The sequence below is a fragment of the Aquirufa rosea genome (genome assembly GCF_004118285.1).
GTDB lineage: Bacteria > Bacteroidota > Bacteroidia > Cytophagales > Spirosomataceae > Aquirufa > Aquirufa rosea.
The window spans coordinates 74,960-96,561 of record NZ_SDHY01000008.1; the positions used below are offsets into that span (position 1 = coordinate 74,960).

15 protein-coding genes are annotated in these 21,602 nt (G+C 40.3%); 3 read left to right on the plus strand and 12 right to left on the minus strand.

Annotated features, from left to right (window positions below; all coding sequences use genetic code 11):
* Window positions 1-86: 86 nt before the first annotated feature.
* Complete coding sequence (locus tag ESB04_RS11765; RefSeq protein ID WP_129027943.1) at window positions 87-1,193, plus strand: glycerate kinase; 1,107 nt, start codon at window positions 87-89, stop codon at window positions 1,191-1,193.
* Here ESB04_RS11765 and ESB04_RS11770 read toward each other — a convergent pair.
* The 10 genes from ESB04_RS11770 to rpsA form a co-directional block, all read right to left on the minus strand.
* Entirely contained in the window at window positions 1,188-2,333 is a 1,146-nt protein-coding gene (locus ESB04_RS11770; protein WP_129027944.1) for a methionine aminotransferase, read from the minus strand. The genes ESB04_RS11765 and ESB04_RS11770 overlap by 6 nt on opposite strands.
* A gap of 1 nt (window position 2,334) precedes the next feature.
* Complete coding sequence (gene nagA / locus ESB04_RS11775) at window positions 2,335-3,426, minus strand: N-acetylglucosamine-6-phosphate deacetylase (protein WP_129027945.1); 1,092 nt, start codon at window positions 3,424-3,426, stop codon at window positions 2,335-2,337.
* A gap of 9 nt (window positions 3,427-3,435) precedes the next feature.
* Window positions 3,436-5,124, minus strand: coding sequence for a gamma-glutamyltransferase (gene ggt / locus ESB04_RS11780; RefSeq protein ID WP_129027946.1), 1,689 nt, complete (start codon window positions 5,122-5,124; stop codon window positions 3,436-3,438).
* A 252-nt stretch (window positions 5,125-5,376) separates the two neighbouring features.
* Complete coding sequence (locus ESB04_RS11785; RefSeq protein WP_235832241.1) at window positions 5,377-8,745, minus strand: efflux RND transporter permease subunit; 3,369 nt, start codon at window positions 8,743-8,745, stop codon at window positions 5,377-5,379.
* Between the two features lie 74 nt (window positions 8,746-8,819).
* Window positions 8,820-9,932, minus strand: coding sequence for an efflux RND transporter periplasmic adaptor subunit (locus ESB04_RS11790; protein WP_129027948.1), 1,113 nt, complete (start codon window positions 9,930-9,932; stop codon window positions 8,820-8,822).
* A gap of 23 nt (window positions 9,933-9,955) precedes the next feature.
* Window positions 9,956-11,296: a TolC family protein gene (locus ESB04_RS11795; RefSeq protein ID WP_235832239.1), complete on the minus strand. Its 1,341-nt coding sequence runs from the start codon at window positions 11,294-11,296 to the stop codon at window positions 9,956-9,958.
* 2 nt (window positions 11,297-11,298) lie between these two features.
* Window positions 11,299-11,898, minus strand: coding sequence for a TetR/AcrR family transcriptional regulator (locus ESB04_RS11800; protein WP_129027949.1), 600 nt, complete (start codon window positions 11,896-11,898; stop codon window positions 11,299-11,301).
* A 116-nt stretch (window positions 11,899-12,014) separates the two neighbouring features.
* Window positions 12,015-12,524 (minus strand): cupin domain-containing protein, encoded by a 510-nt coding sequence (locus ESB04_RS11805; RefSeq protein ID WP_129027950.1) that lies wholly within the window; start codon window positions 12,522-12,524, stop codon window positions 12,015-12,017.
* A gap of 74 nt (window positions 12,525-12,598) precedes the next feature.
* Complete coding sequence (locus ESB04_RS11810; protein ID WP_129027951.1) at window positions 12,599-14,032, minus strand: Gfo/Idh/MocA family protein; 1,434 nt, start codon at window positions 14,030-14,032, stop codon at window positions 12,599-12,601.
* 235 nt (window positions 14,033-14,267) lie between these two features.
* Window positions 14,268-16,097, minus strand: a complete 1,830-nt coding sequence (gene rpsA / locus ESB04_RS11815; protein WP_129027952.1) for a 30S ribosomal protein S1 — start codon at window positions 16,095-16,097, stop codon at window positions 14,268-14,270.
* A gap of 147 nt (window positions 16,098-16,244) precedes the next feature.
* Here rpsA and ESB04_RS11820 point away from each other — a divergent pair, with 147 nt between their 5' ends.
* Window positions 16,245-17,396, plus strand: a complete 1,152-nt coding sequence (locus ESB04_RS11820) for an aldose epimerase family protein (protein ID WP_129027953.1) — start codon at window positions 16,245-16,247, stop codon at window positions 17,394-17,396.
* Between the two features lie 48 nt (window positions 17,397-17,444).
* Here the strand turns inward: ESB04_RS11820 and mazG are convergent, their stop codons facing one another.
* Both mazG and ESB04_RS11830 read right to left on the minus strand, forming a co-directional pair.
* On the minus strand, window positions 17,445-18,248 hold the full coding sequence (gene mazG, locus ESB04_RS11825; protein WP_129027954.1) for a nucleoside triphosphate pyrophosphohydrolase: 804 nt from the start codon (window positions 18,246-18,248) through the stop codon (window positions 17,445-17,447).
* A 380-nt stretch (window positions 18,249-18,628) separates the two neighbouring features.
* Window positions 18,629-19,492, minus strand: a complete 864-nt coding sequence (locus tag ESB04_RS11830; protein WP_129027955.1) for a glycoside hydrolase family 16 protein — start codon at window positions 19,490-19,492, stop codon at window positions 18,629-18,631.
* 78 nt (window positions 19,493-19,570) lie between these two features.
* On the opposite strand from ESB04_RS11830, the gene uvrB reads away from it, so the two are divergent.
* The gene (uvrB, locus tag ESB04_RS11835) at window positions 19,571-21,595 is read left to right on the plus strand and encodes an excinuclease ABC subunit UvrB (protein ID WP_129027956.1); all 2,025 of its coding nucleotides are present in this window, start codon (window positions 19,571-19,573) and stop codon (window positions 21,593-21,595) included.
* The last annotated feature ends 7 nt before the right edge of the window (window positions 21,596-21,602 follow it).

Below are 21,602 nucleotides of genomic sequence, written 5' to 3' on the forward strand. Positions count from 1 at the left end.
ACAGAATGGATTTCCCCCGAAAAAGCCCTTGCAAATAAATTCGCGGAATTAGTAAATTCTGATTAATTTCATTTCAAATTCAGGTGATGCGCATTTTACTTTGTCCAGATAAATTTAAAGATTCATTGACCGCTGCGGAAGTCTGTCATGCCCTTAGTAAAGGCATAAAAAAGACTCATCCTGAAGCAGAGATTCAATCTTTGCCCCTGGCTGATGGAGGAGAAGGCACCTTACAAGTCATTCAAGAAACTTTAGGAGGGCAATGGGTTAAAATCAAAGTCAACAATCCTCTTTTTAAACTGATTGAAGCCCCTTTTCTTTGGTTAGAAGATAAGCAACATGCCTTCATTGAAATGTCTCGTGCTTCTGGCATTGAATTACTGAAAAAAGAAGAGCGGAATCCGGCAATAACTAGCACCTTCGGAACAGGCGAGCTCATTCGATCGGCCTTAGAACTTGGCGCTAAAAAAATTACTTTAACGGTAGGAGGATCTGCTACCAACGATGCTGGTATGGGTATGGCGACCGCTTTAGGCTTCAAATTTTTGGATGAGGAGGAAAAAGAGTTGAAGCCCATCGGAGCCAATTTAATCCATATTCATCGCATCATACCGAGTCAATTTCTTGCCCAATTTAAACAAGTTCAATTCCAAGTTTCCACTGACGTACGCCATGTATTATATGGTCCGATGGGGGCGGCTCATGTTTTTGCCAGACAAAAAGGGGCTAATGATGCTATGATCAAGGACTTGGACCGGGGCTTAGTGAATTTGGCATCATTTTTTAATGATAAAAAAATCGCAGATGCTCCTGGCGCTGGTGCGGCAGGAGGATTAGGTGCCGGTGCCATGTTCTTTTTAGGGGCTAGTATTCACTTAGCTTCTGAATGGATCTTGGACATGGTGGCATTTGATCAATTTGCCCAACAGGCCGATATCATTATCAGTGGAGAAGGCAAAATAGACGTGCAATCTTGGAAAGGGAAACTGATTTCCACCGTTATTGAGCACAGCAAACGATTTGAAAAGCCTATCATATTGGTATGCGGGGGCTTACAAGATCAGGAATTGATTCCTCCTAGCATGAAAGACATCCCAGTATTTCCCATTTTGGCACCTCCGATTACTTTAGAAGAGGCCATCCATCAAGCAGCCAAGCACTTAGAAAGGATTGGCGAAAAATTGCCCTTATAATTGTACCAGTCGGCTCGCCGCTTCTAGCAAAATATCATCGTTTTTAGCAAAACAAAAGCGCAGGATTTTGTCGCTCGGGGGCTTTTGATAAAATACCGATATGGGAATGGATGCCACTTGAATTTCTTTGGTCAATCGCACAGCTAGATCTACATCTAGTTCATCACTTATTTCACTATAGTCTATGCATTGGAAAAAACTACCATGACTGGGTAAAAGCTTCCAGCGACTACCCGCAAAGGCAGCAGCAAACAAATCCCTTTTCCGCTGATAAAAATCAGCTAAGCCCAGGTAGTGTTTGGGCTCTTTTAAATAGTCTGATAGAGCATATTGTAAGGGAGTCGCGCTGGAAAAGGTAACCCATTGATGGAGCTTTTGGAATTCCCTAGTCAGATATTCTGGCGCCAAACAATAGCCAATTTTCCAACCCGTAATGTGGTAAGTCTTTCCAAATGAGCCACATACGAAACTTCTTTTTCTTAATTCTGGATGAAGCAATACCGAATAATGTTTCTTTCCATCAAAAACAATATGCTCATACACCTCATCTGAAATAATCAAAATATTGGTCCCCTTAACTATCTCCGCCAAAGCATTTAAATCCTCTTCCGACCATATGGCACCCGTAGGATTATGTGGGGTATTGACCATAATGGCCCTTGTCTTAGGACTAATAGTCCTCGCTAGTAATTCCCAATCAATCTGAAAACCCTTTTGAGCATCCATAGCTAGATGAATGGGAATTCCCCCAGCCAAACGAACTGCGGGATCATAGGCATCGTAACTTGGGTCAAACATGATGACTTCGTCACCAGGAAAAACACAACAATGAATGGCGCAAAATAATGCCTCTGTGGCACCTGAAACGACAGTTACCTCCTTTTGAGCATCCATTTCAATGCCATAAAACAACTTAGTTTTATCGGCTATACTCTGTTTAAAAACAGGTACTCCAGCCATCGGGGCATACTGATTATGACCTTTGGAATAGAATGCCAATAGAGCCTGCAGCTCTTCAGAACAATCAAACCCTGGAAAACCCTGTGATAAATTCAAAGCCCCATACTCAGTGGCCAGGGCCGACATTTTAGTAAAAATGGTGGTCTGAACTTGTGCTTGTTTAGAGGGAAATTGAATCATGTTAATCCATCAGGGGTTCACCGTCCAACCATACTTGTTGAACTTTTAAATCATCACTCATATATAAGAGACAAGCTCTTTTCCCTTCTTCTACCGTTCCTAAATCTTGATCCAAATCAGCCACTTGCGCTGGATAAAGAGTCGCCATACGAATTGCCTCTTCCACATCTATCCCCACCTCATTAACGCAATTTTGAACGGCCTGCTCCATAGTCAAGGCAGAACCTGATAAGGTCCCCGACTCATTGGTAAACTTTCCATCCTTCTTGTCAAATAAATACGGACCAGAAATATCGTGCGTTACAGCATCGGTAATCAAAAACAATCGATGCTTTTTCAATTCCTTGGCTAATTTCACCGAACGAAAATCGCAATGCAAACCATCCACAATGATACTGGTCCAGGCATCGCTCGAGAAGCTAGCTCCAACTAAACCCAGAGCTCTACTTTGCCATTGTGACATCGCATTAAAGAGGTGTGTAATACGTTTAGCTCCTTTGGACAATGCCAAATTGGCCTGCTCAATGCTTGCATCAGAATGGCCCAAGGAAACCATGATGGGGCTCTTTAAAATATAATCCAAGGCCTCCTCTGAGAACATTTCAGGAGCAATGGTCATGTAGATAGGTAAATCCCCGGCTCGATCCACAATTTCCTTAATAAACTCCACAGAGGGAGCTTGGACAAACTCCTCCTTATGCGCACCTTTTCGAATGGGATTGAAAAATGGGCCTTCCAGATGCAAGCCAACAAGCCCCTTACCCCCCCGAGACAAATATGATTTACAGGCATCAATAGCCTTCCACATCGTTTCCTTAGGAGAGCAATTTAAGGTAATTTGGAATTGTGTCGTTCCAGTTTTGTGATGCTCATCAAAAGTCTTCTCAATGGAATCCACGGTGGGATGATTGGAAAATAAGCGCTCACAACCACCATAGACTTGTAAGTCGATGAAACCAGCACAAATGAAACCGCTCCCCTCAAGCTCTCCCTCTACGGGTTTTATTTGATGGATGCGACCTTGGTGTACAAGGATTTGTTGATCCACCAACCATTCATATCCTGTAAAAATACGTTTAGCTAAAATGACCATGCATTCAAATTAATAACCTGCGGCTTGCCCATCTTTTCTAGATTCGGACGCGCCAAAATATACCTTTCTTATAGGATCCCAGCGAATGGCTTGGTATCCTCCATAAATTCCATTCATATAACCCACCTGATGTCCCTTCTGCAACAATTCCCGAATGACTTCATAAGGATATCCACTTTCTAAGGTGATCGTACCACCTGTCAATTCCATCGCCTCTCCTGTTGGCTCGGATGAACCCTCATGATTTAATCGTGGGGCATCTCCAGCTTCTTGAATGTTCATACCAAAATCAACTACATTCATGACAATCTGCACGTGGCCCATCGGCTGAAATGCCCCACCCATCACACCAAAACTTAAAAACGGCTGTCCATCTTTGGTAACAAATGCAGGGATAATGGTATGAAAAGGCCTTTTGCCTGGAGCATAGGTATTATTTTCTCCCTCTTTTAAGCTGTACATCTCCCCTCTATCTTGAAACATGAAGCCTAATCCATCTGGCATCATGCCAGAACCAAAACCCCGATAATTACTTTGAATCAAAGAAACCATGTTACCATCTTTATCCGCAACCGTCAAGTAAATAGTATCCCCATCTTTTAATGCTGGGTTTCCAGCATCATAATGTCTCGAGGCTCGATTCATTTGAATCAATTTCCTTCTTTCAGCAGCGTAGGATTTAGAAATAAGGCTGGAAACTGGAATTTTAGCGAATTCAGGATCGGCATAGTATTTGGCACGATCCTCAAAAACCAACTTTTTTGCCTCCGTAAACAAGTGGATGTGCTCTGCGCTACCATGTTTAATTTTGGAGAAGTCATAGCCTTCTAAAATATTCAACATCTGTAAGGCAGCAATTCCCTGACCATTCGGTGGCAATTCCCAAACATCATAACCCCGGTAATTAGTTGAAACAGGATCTATCCAAGTCGAAGTATGGGTAGCTAAATCTTCATAGCTTAAGAATCCTCCATTTTTCTTCATGAAAGCATCCATGGTTCTTGCCATATCGCCCTTATAAAATACATCTCGGCCTTCCTTGCCAATTCTCTCTAGCGTTGTGGCCAAATTAGGATTTTTGAACACATCTCCCAATTGTGGCGCCTTACCCTGAGGGTAATAATGCTGAGCTACATTGGGAAATTTTCCATAATTCGCCTCCACTCGCTGTAAAGCCGAGGCCAGCTCCCCGTGAACAGGAAATCCGTTTCTGGCATAATACACCGACTTCTCTAAAATTTTATTCATGGGCATGGAGCCGAATTTCTTGTGTAATTCAAACCATGCGTCTACGCAACCGGGTACACTGACAGGAAGCGGGCCTACACTAGGGATATGCTTTAATCCTCTCTTTTTTAATTCTGCCAAAGTCAGGGATTTAGGCGATCTCCCTGAACCATTCAATCCATACAATTTCTTGGTTTTAGCATCCCAAACGATGGCAAATAAATCTCCACCAATTCCATTCACATGAGGCTCCACTACTCCTTCCATGGCATTGGCAGCAATGGCCGCGTCTATGGCATTTCCGCCTGCTTTGAGTACATCTAAGGCGGCTTGGGTAGACAAAGGGTGAGAAGTGGCAGCCATACCGTTTTGGGCAATTACCTCGGAACGTGTAGCCCACAATTTACCATAAGGTCTATCTTGAGCAAAAAGACTCCAAGGAAAGAGTAATAGTAATAGAAGCTTTTTCATGAATTTAGATTATTTTGATTTTCAATTTAATGAGATTAATTCGATTTTTTATGCGTGATAACCGCTTAAGCACACTTAACCATGTAAAACAAGCTTGACCGATAAAATGTTATGAATAAGTATTGGTAGCGTACTTAAGATTAAAGGACATATACCTCTTTGCAATCGCCTATCATGGCTATAAAAATAAAATACCTCGGACAGTGTCCGAGGTATTTGCATTAATCCCCAAAATAATTTTATCATGAATAACTATGCCGTTTTACGCAATTTTTGTTTGATACGCTCCGACAAATAATACATACATGGAACAATGATCAAGGTCAAGGCTGTAGAGAATGTCAAACCAAAAATGATTGTCCAGGCTAAGATTCCCCAGAATACCGCAGAATCAGATCCAAAGAAAATATGTGGATCCAACTCGGTAAACATGGTTGCGAAGTCGATACTTAATCCTAATGCCAAAGGTATTAAACCCAAAACGGCAGCAGAAGCAGTCAATAATACTGGAGTCAATCGAATTCCCCCTCCTTCAATAATAGCCTCTTTTAAGTCATATCCTCTTTGGAAGCGAAGCTCCTCAATAAACTCAATCAATAAAATACCGTTTTTCACCACGATACCAGCCAAGGCAATTATACCTACTCCAGACATCAAGACAGAGAAAGTCATTCCAAAAGCCAAAAATCCTAATATCACACCTACTAAGGACAATAAAATGGTAGCGAAAATAATCAAAGGTTTCACGGCAGAGTTGAACTGGGTTACCAAGATTAAATAGATTAAAATCAAAGCCGCAATAAAGGCTACGCTTAAAAATGCCCCTGTTTCTTGCTGCTGCTCTTGCTCGCCTCCCATTCTTATTTTATAGCCTTGCGGGATATCCATCGTCTCAAACAGACCGTTCAATTCCGCTACAATCTCATTAGCATTATAGCCTTCAATCACATCCGAACCTAGCGTTACTACGCGCTCTTGATTTTTACGGTTAATCTGGCTAAACGAAGAAGCATAACGAATATCAGCTACTGAGCTCAATGGTACTTGGCGTAACATACCTCCTGAGTTCATATCTCGGTAGGTTATATTCATTGAGAGTAATTTTTCAATTTGATTTCTAGCATCTCCCTTCAAGCGCAGTTGGATTGGATACTCGTCTTTCACGTCGCGGTACTTAGAAATTTCCACTCCGAACAAGGCTCCACGAATTGCCATGGCCACTTGGGCAGATGAAATTCCCTCGCGACTAGCTTTCTCCCGGTTAACATCTACGATGATCTCCGGTTTATTAGTCACCAAATCCGATTTCAATTCCTGAATTCCTTGGATTCCAGCTTTTTGAATCGAGGCAATTACCTTCTTCTCTAAATCCAATAAGACCCCAAAATCATCTCCAGCGATTTCAATGGAAATAGGCTTACCGGTTGGCGGACCATTTCTTTCTCTTTCAATCGCCATTTCCACGCCAGGAATTGGATTCGCTTTGAATGAATTTTGCAATTTGGTCAACAAATCTTGCGTGGAAATACCCCCTCTCATTTGAACCTTTTCAAAAGCCACAGTTACCTTGCTCTTGTGTGGGGTAGCACTTCGATCGGGATTCATAGGATCCCCTGCGTTTTTACCCACATTAGAGATTACTGAATTCACGATTCCCATGGCTTTTTCTTTCTTCAAGAAAGTAAATACTCTTCCTTCAATCACCTTGGTCATGGAATCAGTCACTACAGCATCTGTACCAATGGGCATTTTAGCGTACAAGTACACATAATCTGGATCTCCTGAAGGGAAGAAGATTACTTTAGGTTTTACTATGCCAAAAAGAATAAATGAAAATATCAATAATCCAAAGGCAGATATTACTGCATAAACCGACCTTCTACCTTCTAATACCCAAGAAATTGCTCTACGATAAGCATTTTTAAAGGCAGGTAGGGTTTTATCTTGGAAAGGAACAATCCATTTCGGAGTGACAACAAAGTGGTTAAACACATAAATAATCAAGGCAAATACGAAGAAATTACCAAATCCAAAATGTCCCAATTTAAAGCCCAAGACATAACCTCCTATGCTTAGACTCAACAATACAAACACTGTTTTGCGAATGTCAGCAAACTTAGGATTCTTTACATCATTCACCTCTTCATCATGTCTTTTCATAAATGACATGGCAAATACCGGATTCATAACATAGGCCACAAACAAAGAGGCAAACAAGGTAATGATCAAAGTGATAGGTAAAAACTTCATGAATTCACCCACAATACCCGGCCAAAACAACAATGGCAAGAATGGAGAGATTGTGGTTAAGGTACCCGATAAAACTGGCACAAAAACTTCTGATGCAGCCAATTTTACAGCCTCCACGATAGTCAATTTCTTAAAGTTATTGAACAATCGGTGTGCGTTTTCAATCACCACAATAGCGTCATCCACCACGATACCTAAACTCAATAAAAAGGCAAAAAGGACAATGGTATTTAAAGTAAAATCAAACCCTGGCATGAATAAGAAAGTCAGCAAGGCCGATAAGGGTACAGACAATCCCACAAAAGCGGCATCACGCACACCCATGAAGAACATTAATACGATCACCACGAAAACGAAACCTAGAATAACCGTATTAATTAAATCGGCTAAGTCTCCACGCGTTCTTTCCGATTGGTCTGCTGTAATAGAAACGGTTAATCCACTTGGGAAACGAGATTCTTTGTATTCTTCAATGGTACTTTCAATGCGGTCGGCGGCATCAATCAAGTTGGCACCTGCACGCTTGATTACGTTCAAGGTAATAACCGACTTATTATTCAAGCGAGCAAAATCTTGCTTCTCCTCAAAACTATCTTTCACTTGAGCTACATCTTTTAAACGAACTACTGCTCCTGTACTAGAACGAATGATGATATTGGACAATTGCTCCATGCTCTTGAACTCACCCGTCACACGCAAAGAACGTCTTACTCCATTAACGGGCAACTCTCCACCTGAAATATTCACGTTTTCTCCTTGAACGACTGACTGAATGTCGTAGAAAGTCAAACCATAACTTTGCATTTTAGCTAAGTCCAAATTGATTTGAATTTCACGCTTTAGGGCTCCAATGATATCCACACGATTGATTTCGGGCATCCCTTCAATCTCATCTTGTAGATCCTCTGCGTATTTTTTTAATTTATCCAAAGGATAATCCCCAGCGATATTGATATTCATAATGGGGAACTCCGAAAAGTTGACCTCTGCCACAGAGGGCTGTCTGGTCAAATCTTTTGGCAAATCAGCAATGGATTTATCTACCGCATCTTGTACCCTTTGCTTAGCCACTGGCACCGCGACATCCGTGTTAAATTCAACAATGATGACTGATACATCTTGTAATGCATTGGATTTTACACTTTTTACCCCTGTAACTGCCTTGAGCTGCTTCTCAATAGGCTTATTGATTACATTTTCAATATCCGTAGGTGTGGTTCCTGCATAAACTGTCTGCACAACCATCTGAGGAACAACTATATCGGGGAATTGCTCTTTAGGCAACTGCTTATATATACCTAGTCCTGCGATAAAAATGATGAAGGTAAAGATGTAGATGGTTGTACGATTTTGCCCCAACCAACCAATCATATTATAGATTAGTCCTTTCCCTTCGGGCAACTGCTCGTTTTTAATATTTTTTTCCATGATGTGGTTAATTCAGATTAGAATGAAATTGCTTGACCATCTACCAAATCTTGGTAACCTTGAGTAATCACTTGGTCACCTACCTTAATTCCTGAAATAATTTCAGCTTGCCCGTTATAAGACAATCCGATGGTCACTTGGCGAGCACGAGCTACTTTTTTTCCTGACTCATCTACTGCCACATAAATCAAATTTCCCTTCTCCGTTTTTTGAACTAGATTTTCATCTAATACAATGGCGTTGTTTTTAGAAATATCATTGATATTGATCACAGCCAATTGATTCGGCTTCAACTCGTTTCCTACATTAGGAATATGAGCTTCGATGTCAAAAGTTCTAGACAATGGATTAACCAACTGTGAAACATGGGAAATTTTAGCCTTGATTTCTTTATTGATATCTGGGAACTTAATAACGATAGGATCTCCAACTTTCACGGAGCCTAAGTATGTATCTGAAATTTTAGCGGCAACTTTCAGGTTTCCTAAATTCACAATCTGCACAATCGGTAAACCTGGAGAAGCCATTTCCCCTGCCTTCTGACGTACAATTTCAATTGTTCCGGAGATTGGAGCTACTACCTTAGACATGGCTAATTGCGCTTGCAAAGTAACTAATCTCTTTTCTAAAGATTCCTTATTGGACTTGGCACTTAAGTATTGTACTTCTGTACCAATTTGCTGATCCCACAAAGATTTTTGCTTGTCAAATAAAATTTTAGCTAAGGACAATTGATGTTTCACCTCTTCCATAGACTCCTTCAAAATATTATTATCCAAAGTGGCAATTAATTGCCCCTTTTTAACTGCTTGACCTGCTACTACTGGTAAAGTAACAATAGCACCGGCTGTTTGTGGACTAACCAAAACGGTATTTTCTGCTAACACAGCTCCTTGCGCTTCCACAAAGTGGTTAAAAGTTTGCGCTTGAATAGGGCTAACACTCACCGCTACTACCTTTTCAGCTACTTTAGGACTCTCCTTGCCAATCTCTTTTTCGATGGCAGCGATTTTTGCATTAATTTCTTGAGCTTGTTTCTTTAAATCAGCTAACTCTTGTTTTTTATCAACTGACTTGGAGCATGAGGCAGCAAGTACTAAGGCGGCGATTAAAATGGTAAGATTTTTCATATGATATTTGTTAAAATCGTGTTTTATTCTGTGTATAAAGTACCGTTGGCCTTTTCTAATTCAACCTTGGCGATTAAGGCATTGTATAATGAAGTAAAATAATTGGCTTGGGATTCCTTGATAGAAGTTTCTGCATTCAATACTTCCAAATTGGAACCTACCCCTTGCTGGTATTTCACTCGAGTAACGCGTGATATTTCATTGGCCAAATCCAAATTCGCTTTTTGCTCCTTCAATGATTCTAATGAATTCTTCAAAGTAATGATGGATTGACTGCGCTGTAAATCAATGGACGACTTTACTAAATCATAGCTCTGACGCACCTTTTGAAGGTTATTTTGAGCCTGGATGGTTTTATATTTCTTAGAGAATCCATCAAAAATCGGGATTTGAAGGGTAAAACCCAAGGTCGAGTTATCAAACCATGATTGGCTAATCAAATCACCAAATGTTTTACGACCGTTAGTAAAACCATAGTTCAAATTGAACAATAATCGAGGCAAATAACCTGCCTTCTGGCTACGAACATCCAATTCAGCTAAACCTTCTTGCGTCTTTAAGATGGAATATTCAATACGATTTCCATAATTGAATGGAATATTTTCATCCAATGGATTAAACTTAAAATCTACTTGCTCTAAAGTTAAGGACAAACGAATCGGCTCCTCCATCGGGTACCCCATCTGAAATTTCAACAAAGAATAACCCAAATCCTGAATACGAATGACATTCTCCAATTCCGTTTTTAAATTGTTAGATTGAACTTCCAAGCGTTGAACGTCGATTCGCTCTACAAAACCCTGCTTATTAAGGGCTTTCGTCTCTTTCAATAAGGAATCTAAACGACCTACATTGGCTTGTAAAATCTGTAAACGCTTTTCATTCACTAATACGCCATAATAGGCCTTCATTACTGCCTCCGCCACTTGTTGCTTGGTTTGTACCAAATTCTTAGTTGAAAGTTCCTTATATACTTCTGAGGCCTTTAAACCTAACAAATAAGTCCCATCAAATACCAGTTGGCTTAGTCCGAAATTGGCCATACCTGAATTTTTAACTCCGAATTCAGCAGCTACGATTTCCCCTTCTGCGGCACTTGGGTTGAAGGTTTTCGCAGGAATGAACATTCTTTGAATGATTAAATTATTGGTGTAAGTCACACCACCATTTACCTGTGGCAAACCAATAGCTTTAATTTCATTAATTTTGGCACCTGCGTTTTGCAAGTCCAATTGACTATTTTTCACTTGTGCATGATGGAGAATCGCATAATCAACCGCCTCCTTGAGACTGAAGGTTTGTGCCATACCCGTCAAAGACAAGAAACAAAATAGCCCGATAAATTGTAGTTTTTGGCGAATCATGTTTAGTTGTTTTTTTGATATGATAAATAGAGAGATAGACCCTTTTCTGTGAGTATTCCTCGCATAAAATGATCCAGTAAAATTTGCTGTGTGTCAAATAATGACAATTTGGAATGAGAGTAAAAATTTGGGTCAAAGGACAAATCCACTTCTCCCATTCTTAATCGAGCAAAAAGTTCCACTTCAATTTCCGGACGGAAGTAACCCTGCTCAATACCGATTTTCAAATCCGACTTCAATGAGTTCATGATGCAATCCTCCTTGTACTTATTAAACATTTCATAAGCTTTGGGAAAATACTTCTTTACTTCAAAGAGTAAGCGCGGATTCATTTCCGTTAAGGTAGTCTTCATAATTTCCAGCGACTGCAGTGTTTTATGAATAACATCCTTAGAAGTTTTGTTCAACTCTTCCCATTTGCACTGGTCATTTTGTATGAATGACTCCAGTACTTGGTACACCATGGCATCTTTATCAGGAAAATGTTGATAAATCGTTTTTTTAGAAATGCCTAATTCAGTGGCAATAGTGTCCATTGTCACGGATCTAACTCCGAAACGGAAGAACAATTCTGCCCCTTTTTCAAGTATTCTACATTTCATGCTTCTAAATTTCTAAAAAATTAAGAGCACAAAACTAAGGAAACTTTCAAGTACTACAAAGTTTTTTGTATTATTTTTAGATTATCGGTTTTAGCGTCGGATAAGTGGTTCTTGATTTACCGACCAAAATCGTCCTGTAAGCGAACAATATCCGATTCATCCGATGGATTGGAAACATCAGTATGTTGCCAAATTTCTGCCACTAAGCCCCATTGATCCAATCCAATCAAGCGATGTCTGGTGCCAGTGGGTAATTCAATCACCTCTTGGGCTTGATAAGTTTGATATTCGCCTTGCTCGTCAGTGGCTGAAATGGCTACGGCTATGGGCCCATGTACTACTGTCCAAATCTCTGCTCGACGGAAATGGTACTGCCAAGAAAGACGCTGATGAGGGGCCACCACTAAAAATTTAGGACTTAACTTTTGAGTAATCTGGATGTCATCAATACTTAATTGAGGAAAATATTGAGCGATAAACTTAGCCACCTGAGTCTCATCAAGCACAAAAAAACCTCCCCAGGGTCGGCTAAAATCTTGATCAATGATGTGATACCCCGCTTCTTTAATATAGGATTCTACTTCTTGAAGAATTGTCAATTTAGGTAGCTTACTGTCCAGTTTCATACATGATATTTTAGCAAAAATAAGAAAGGACGGGCATATTACCCGTCCTTTCATCCATTTAAGCTTGATAGTTTTTATAAAGTCCAGCCCGCGCGATACTCTCTTCTCACGAATTGGTTAGCTGGATCAAAATTCGTAATACGCATGTTAGCCGCATCCCAAGTTAGCTTCTGGCGACCGATGTACTTGGCATTTCTACCATCGCCTTCACGAAGCATATAGGAACGAATGGCTAAGTTACCCATTAATACAGACTCTGTGAATGGACCCGCATAATCAAATGGAGAACTCACTTCCATTTTACCGAAGCCAGCTTTACAAGCTTCAACCCACTGTGTATTATGTCCGCTATCACCCCCAGCTACGCGAGGCAATTTGGCTTTTGGAAGCTCCTCTGCAGGAACTTGCTTTCCATTTTTAAATACTTTTGGATACATACCGTAGGTTCCACAAGTCATGATTCCTTTAGTACCAATCAAAATTACCCCATTAGAACCATCTGGATCACCAATCACCTCAGAAGTAGGGATTCCGTCTGGATGTGGTGCACGTAAACCACCATCATACCAAGTTAAAGTTACAGGGGATGGATTGCGCTTAGTAGCTCCGTAGTGCAAGGTAACCATGGAAGATGGAGGACATCCTTCTGGAATCCACTCAGGTACCCAGTCATTTAAGAATACAGATCCCACAGAACATTCTACATCGATGGCATCACGAATACCTAATACTTTAAAAGGAGGGTCTAATAAGTGACAACCCATATCTCCCAAAGCTCCAGTACCATAATCCCACCATCCTCTCCATTTGAATGGTAACAAGGCAGGGTTGTATTCACGGTATTTAGCAGGCCCCAACCATAAATCCCAATCTAGTTCTTTAGGTACTTCAAAGCCTGCAGATGGATATTTAATTCCTTGTGGCCAAACTGGGCGGTTAGTCCAAACTTGAACTGTATGTACTTTCCCAATAACACCCCCATCAAACCACTCAATCATGGTTCTTACACCGTCTCCGGATGAACCTTGATTTCCCATTTGGGTAACCACTTGCATTTCTCTGGCTTTCTCGGCAATAACACGAGCCTCATAAATATCGTGAGCTAAAGGCTTTTGAACATAGACGTGCTTCTTACGGCGCATAGCTTCCATGGCAATAGTAGCATGAGTATGGTCAGGAGTAGACACGATTACTGCATCTACGTTGTTTCCTTCTTTATCTAATGCTGCACGGAAATCTTTATAATAATTGGCTTTAGGTAAGTCTTTCTTTATTCTAGCAACCTGACGATCATCTACATCTACAATCGCGACGATGTTTTCAGCCCCCTTGTTGTAAGAATTCATGATATCACTATACCCTTTTCCTCCTCCACCAATACCCATGATATTTAATTTATCCGAAGGTGCTTGATATCCTTTACCAAGTACGTGACGAGGAACAATGTAAAACGACGCAGCTGCGACAGACGCATTTTTTAAAAAATTTCGTCTAGAATGATTACTCATATTGTTTGCTAGTTTTAAAGGTTATTAATTATCAAAGAATTGCCACATTGAGTATGATGACAATTCTTCATTTAGCAAAGTAAAATTCTCAAAAAAACTTTAAAAGACAAATCTATTTCTTGAAATTTTACTACATCAATAGCTCTCTCTCTGGCACGAGAACAGGTCGCCATTTTATTGGGCATAAAAAAAGGGGCTTGCTCTCGCAAACCCCTTCCAGCAAACCTTAATTTACTTATTCAGCTTTCTTGGATTTTTTCTCCAATTTTTTAATCGCTTGAGCACGCTCAGCACCTTCCATCTGCTCTTTCAATGCAGATAAAGCACCGATATCACCCATGGTAGATTTTTCAGCTGTAACGGTTGTCTTGTCAGAAGACTTCGCAGCAGCCTTTTTCTTTTCTGGCTTGGCAGCAGCTACTTCCTCTGCAGTTGGAGCAGTGAAAGTGCGTGTGTGAGAAAGAATAATCTTACGATCATCTTTTTGGAATTCAGTAACGATGAAATCCAATGCCTCGCCTACCTCAGCCACTGACTCGTCAGCTTTCACCAACTGCTTCAATGGAGCTAAACCTTCAATACCATATGGCAACTCCAATACGGCCATCTTATCATTTTTAGAAATGATAGTAGCCTTGTGAGAAGAACCTACCGTAAATACACTTTCAAATGTATCCCAAGGATTCTCTTCTAATTGCTTGTGTCCAAGAGCCAAACGACGGTTATCTGCATCTAATTCGATTACGATTACGTCTAATGAATCTCCAACTTTAACAAACTCAGATGGATGCTTGATTTTCTTAGTCCAAGATAAATCAGATACGTGAACTAGGCCATCGATACCTTCTTCTAACTCAAGGAATAATCCAAAGTTAGTTAAGTTACGAACCGTTCCTTTATGCTTAGTACCTACTGCATATTTAGACAATAAATCAGTTTTTGTCCAAGGATCTTCAGTCAATTGCTTGATACCTAAAGACATCTTGCGCTCAGCACGATCTAATGTCAACACGACAGCTTCCATTTCGTCACCTACTTTCAAGAAATCTTGTGGGTTACGTAAGTGCTGAGACCATGACATTTCTGACACGTGGATTAAACCTTCAACACCTGGTAAAACTTCTAAAAATGCACCGTAATCTGCTACGTTAACAATCTTACCCTTTACCTTAGATCCAACTTCCACGTCAGCAGCTAATGCTTCCCAAGGATGAGCTTGTAATTGCTTCATACCTAAAGAAATACGCTTCTTGTTCTCATCGAAATCTAACACAACCACTTGAATCTTCTGATCCAATTTCAACACCTCTTGTGGGTGGTTGATACGACCCCATGAGATATCTGTGATATGTAATAGACCATCTACACCACCTAAGTCGATGAACACACCGAAATTAGTCATGTTCTTGATCACACCTTCTAATACTTGACCCTTGTCTAAGTTGTTCAAGATTAATTGACGCTGCTCCTCTAGATCTTTCTCGATCAATACTTTATGAGAAACAACCACGTTGTCGTTGGTATGGTTAATCTTAACTACCTTAACCTCCATGTTCTTTCCAACAAAAATGTCGAAATCACGGATAGGCTTAACATCAATTTGAGAACCTGGCAAGAAAGCCTCGATTCCAAAAATATCGACGATCAAACCACCTTTTGTACGACGCTTCACGAAACCATTGATAATGGTATCTTCTTCTAAAGCACGCTCAATGTTGATCCATGCTCCCATTACTTTCGCAAGCTTACGGGAAAGAATCAATTGGCCATTTGAGTCCTCTTGGTTTTCAATATACACTTCTACTTCGTCGCCTGCCTTCAAATCTGGCATATCACGGAATTCTGAAGCAGATACCAAACCATCAGATTTGAATCCAATGTTTACAATAACTTCACGGTCTGTTTTGCTCACCACGATACCTTTCACCACTTCCTTCTCAGTAACCGAATTCAAAGTAGCCTCAATGGCTGCTTCCATTTGTTTCTTTTGTTCAGCAGAGTAATTACCACCGAAACCTTTACCATCGACCTGATCCCAGTCGAAATCTTTTTGTTTATTAGACATATTTTTTGCCCTGAGTACATCAACACGCTGGGCTAACATGCTGAAATTTAGATTAATAATTAATTTTTAAATGGGGTGCAAAGATACATAAAAAAATTTCATATTCAACTGAAATCCTTAAATTAGAAGTCTCAAGACCATGATAACATGAAAAAAATTACCAATTGGCTGCCAATTGCCTTACTTTGTACCACATTTTTATCCATTTCATTACTAGCAAAACCTATTAAAGGCCCTATGTCCCTTACATCCAAACCATTCGGTAAAACACAAGCCGGAGAAGCTGTTACCCTGTATACCCTCAAAAATAAATCTGGCATGGAAGTTCAGATCATGAATTATGGAGGTATCATCACGAAGATTTTATGCCCTGACAAATACAACAAAATCGAAGATATTGTCTTGGGCTACGAAACCCTGGCAGAATATGAAAAAGGCTCTCCCTATTTTGGAGCGATTATCGGTCGTTATGGTAACCGTATTGCTAAAGGGAAATTTAGTCTAGATGGTAAAAACTACGAATTATATACCCAGAATATGGGAAACCACCTGCACGGAGGGAAAGTGGGCTTCGATAAAGTGGTTTGGAAAGTGTTAGTCGCGGAAGGTGACGACACCGGTTCCAAATTGGTACTTTCTTACCTTTCCAAAGATGGAGAGGAAGGATACCCGGGCAATTTGCAAGTTCAAGTAACTTATACCTTGAGCCCTGCCAATGAACTGGGGATAGAATACAAAGCTACCACAGATAAAGCCACCGTATTGAATTTAAGTAACCACACCTATTTCAATCTATCCGGAAACGCCAAAAGAGATATCACGGGCCATCAAGTTCAATTAAAAGCCAACAAATTGGTGGCGGTGGATGAGACTTTAATTCCAACAGGTGAACTGGTGGACGTGAAAGGTGGCCCATTTGATTTCCTTCAACCACATGTAATATCTGAAAGAATTGATGCAGATGATATACAAATTAAGCGTGGCGGTGGATACGACCACTGCGTTGTGTTTGATAAAGCCCCTGGAGTATTTGCCAAAGTGGGCAAGGTAGTTGATCCTGTTTCTGGTAGAAGCTTAGAATTATCAACTTCCGAACCTGCCACTCAATTTTATACGGGCAACTTTTTAAATGGAACTTACCAAGGTAAGTATGGAGTGAGTTATACCAAAAGAATGGGCTTTTGCTTGGAAACAGAACATTTCCCAGATTCCCCGAATCACCCAAATTTCCCAAGTACCGTGTTACGACCAGGTCAAACTTATTCCAGCAAAACAATTTATCAATTTGCTCATGAATAAATGAGTGAAAATATTAAAGCTGAATTGTAACTTAACGCTGTCAAGGTTCTAAACCTTGACAGCGTTGCTTTTTTTAGCCTCTTCCCAAAAAATATCCATTTCAGCTAAGCTCATATCTGAGAGGTTTTTACCCACTTCTTTGGCTCTCTTTTCCAAATACTGAAAACGATAAATAAATTTACGGTTTGTCCGCTCCACTGCTGTCTCTGGATTAATGTCAATAAATCGTGCAAAATTAACCAAGCTGAAAATCAAATCGCCCAATTCCCCCTCAGCCGACTTTTTCTCTTCCTCTGTCAATTCCTTACCTACAAACGTTTCCTTAAATTCGCCTAATTCTTCCTCTACCTTAGCCCAAACTTGATTTTTCTCATCCCAGTCAAAACCCGCTCCTCGGGCTTTTTCTTGAATACGCATGGCTTTTACTAAAGCAGGCAAAGAGCCAGGAACTCCTGACAAAACAGATTCATTTCCTTCTTTTAATTTTAGAGCTTCCCAATTGGCCTTGACCTCTTCCTCGGTATTCGCTTGAACATCTCCATAAATATGTGGATGCCTTGAGATCAATTTTTCAGCTATGCCATCCAGCACATCTTTCACATCAAAAGCCTTACTCTCAAATCCAATTTTACTGTAAAACACCAAGTGTAAAAACAAATCCCCTATTTCCTTCTTAACCTCGTTCAAATCCCCCTCCAAAATAGCATCTGATAGTTCATAGGTTTCCTCAATGGTCAAATGCCTCAAACTTTCAAGGGTTTGTTTTTTATCCCAAGGACATTTCTCCCTCAAATCGTCCATAATACACAATAAACGGTCAAATGCCTGGGCAGCTTCTGGGTATCTCATCATTTTTTATGGTGCTCTATAAGCATAAAATCGTGCATACTCTACTTCATTTTTGAAAGAGAAAACCCTGTCATCCACCCCTTCTAATCCTCCCCAACTTCCTCCTTCGGCTATAATCATCAACAAATACATCTTTTGGAAAAATGGCCAAATTTTAGATGCTTTAACATTTCATCAATTTATTCACTCCATACCACTAACTCTCTAAATTATTTTGAACATAAAATTCAAAAATTATTTTCAATCATTTGAATAATTCCTTACCTGTACATCAAAAATTAAAATCAAGAACTTGATGAAAAAGGTGCAATTATATTAGATGAAAAAACGTTGTTAAGCTAACGCTGTCAAGGTTTAAAACCTTGACAGCGTTGTGGAAAAAATCAATTCTTCAATCCATACACCCTCACGTAATCTATCAACATCTTGGCCGGGAATATTGACTCATCCACCCCTTTTTGACCTCCCCAATTTCCCCCTACTGCGATATTCAGCAAAAGATGTTGTTTCTTATCAAATGGCCATTCCTCCCAGCCTTTCTTCGTATTTTGAAAAGTAAAGTACGGCTTCCCATCAATATACGTTTTAATGTATTCCGGAGTCCAGTCGATTTGATATACATGAAAAACCTTATCAAAATCAGGCACCACGGTGGTATTCGCTTTTTGGGTATTGATGACATGATTAAAGGCTTTGGTGTGCACCGTGGCATGTACCACACCTGGGTCATAACCTACGTGCTCCATGATATCTATTTCCCCATTATCCGGCCAATAAGCATTACCGTAGTCTGACTGACTTGCTAAAGTCCAAATAGCAGGCCAAGTTCCCAATCCAGCTGGCAATTTTGCCCTTACCTCAACTCGTCCATACATGAAATCTTGTTTCCCCTTTGTCACTAGTCTGGCAGAGGTGAAATTTTTGCCCCCAAAACTTTCCTTTTTTGCTTCGATGGTCAACATTCCATTCTCCACATGAGCATTGTCCAAATCGGCTTTAGTGTAGTATTGTAATTCATTATTCCCCCAACCCGAACCTCCTACATCATAAGACCATATTTTATCATTAGGTAAGCCCGCCTGTTCAAACTCGTCTGCCCAAACTGGATTGCTAGTAAAAGTATACTCTTTAGGGGCTTGAGTTTGTATAGATTGAATATCGAGAGGTTCAGGTAGATCAGAACTTTGTTTACAGGCTAAAAAAATAAGCAAAACAAGGCCTCCAAATAAGAAAATTCTCTTTTTCATTTTTAACTATTTTAAAATAAAATTAAGGAGAATCAGCTCAAAATTCCTAATTTAATTAGCCATTTTACCCGCCAAGCTATGGATTTCAAATTAGTATCTTCCTATCAACCCACTGGTGACCAACCAACAGCCATTAAACAATTAGTTGAAGGGGTTCATAGGCAGGAACTAGCCCAAACCTTGCTAGGCGTAACAGGCTCTGGAAAAACATTTACCATCGCCAATGTGATCCAAGAAATAAACCGACCGACCCTTATCCTGAGTCATAACAAAACATTAGCAGCTCAACTTTACGGAGAGTTCAAATCCTTCTTTCCTGAAAACGCCGTTGAATATTTTATATCCTATTACGACTATTATCAACCCGAGGCATTTATACCAACCACTGGCACTTACATAGAAAAAGATCTATCCATCAATCAAGAAATAGAAAAATTACGCTTAGCTACTACCTCGTCATTGATGTCTGGAAGAAGAGATATTATTGTGGTCGCTTCAGTTTCTTGCATATACGGTATGGGAAACCCCGATGAATATCGAAACTCGATTTTACGGATTGGAGTAGGAGAAACAATTTCTCGGAATCAATTTCTATTCCGATTAGTGGAAATATTGTATGCCCGAACAGAGGGGGAATTTCAGCGTGGTACCTTTCGGGTAAAGGGAGATACCGTGGATATTTTCTTAGCATATGCTGACTTCGGTTATAGATTCCTGTTTTTGGGGGATGAAATAGAAGAAATTCATCGCATAGATCCATGGACAGGTAAAAAAATCTCCTCTGAGCGAATGGTTGCCATTTTCCCCGCTAATTTATTTGTAACAGGAAGAGAAACCCTCAATCAAGCCATTTCCTTTATTCAAGCCGACCTCGTTGCACAAATTAAACACTTTGAATCCGAAGGTAGGCTGGTAGAAGCCGAGCGAATCAAACAAAGAACCGAATTTGACATGGAAATGATGCGGGAACTGGGATATTGCTCGGGCATAGAGAATTATTCTCGCTATTTTGATCAAAGAAAAGCTGGGCAAAGACCCTTCTGCCTCCTCGATTTTTTCCCGGATGATTTCCTAATGGTGGTAGATGAAAGCCATGTCACCATGCCGCAAATCAGAGCTATGTGGGGAGGTGACCGTTCTAGAAAAGAATCCTTGGTAGAATATGGATTTAGATTACCTTCTGCCTTGGATAATCGTCCTCTAACTTTTCAAGAGTTTGAAGATATCATTGGTCAAACCATTTTTGTCTCTGCAACTCCCTCTGACTATGAATTAAGAAGATCCGAGGGAGTAGTCGTGGAGCAAATCATACGCCCAACTGGACTATTAGATCCTCAAATAGAAGTACGACCAACCAAAAATCAAATAGATGATTTATTGGATGAAATTTATGATCGGGTGAAAAAGAAAGAAAGGGTGCTCATCACCACCCTAACCAAGAGAATGGCAGAAGAACTATCTAAATACTTGGATCGAGTTGGGGTGAAAGGACGATATATTCACTCGGAAGTGAAATCTTTGGAACGAGTAGAAATCCTGAGAGAGCTTCGTTTGGGGGAATTTGACGTGTTGGTGGGAGTCAACTTATTACGGGAAGGATTAGACCTGCCAGAAGTATCCTTAGTCGCCATCATGGACGCAGACAAGGAAGGATTCTTACGAGATATCCGTTCCCTCATTCAGACTATTGGTAGAGCCGCAAGAAATGAAAATGGGAAAGTGTTAATGTATGCCGACCGTATTACAGGTTCCATGGAAAAAGCCATCTCCGAAACTAATCGTAGAAGGAAAATTCAAATGGAGTATAATGAGGCAAATGGCATTACTCCTAAAACCATCTGGAGAAGCCAAGATGAAATATTGGAACAAACGTCTATTGCGGACCGTATGGCCAAGCCTAGCAAAAATTACCAAATCCAAGCGGACAAACCTGCCATGGCAGCTGATCCATTGTTAGCTTATATGTCAAAAGGGGACCTCATCAAACAAAGAGATCAAATCAAAAAAGAGATGGAGAAGGCCGCCAAAGAAATGGATTTCCCATTAGCCGCTAAATTCCGAGATGAATTACTCGCGATAGAAAAACTGGTCGAAGAAAAATAGAAAAGAT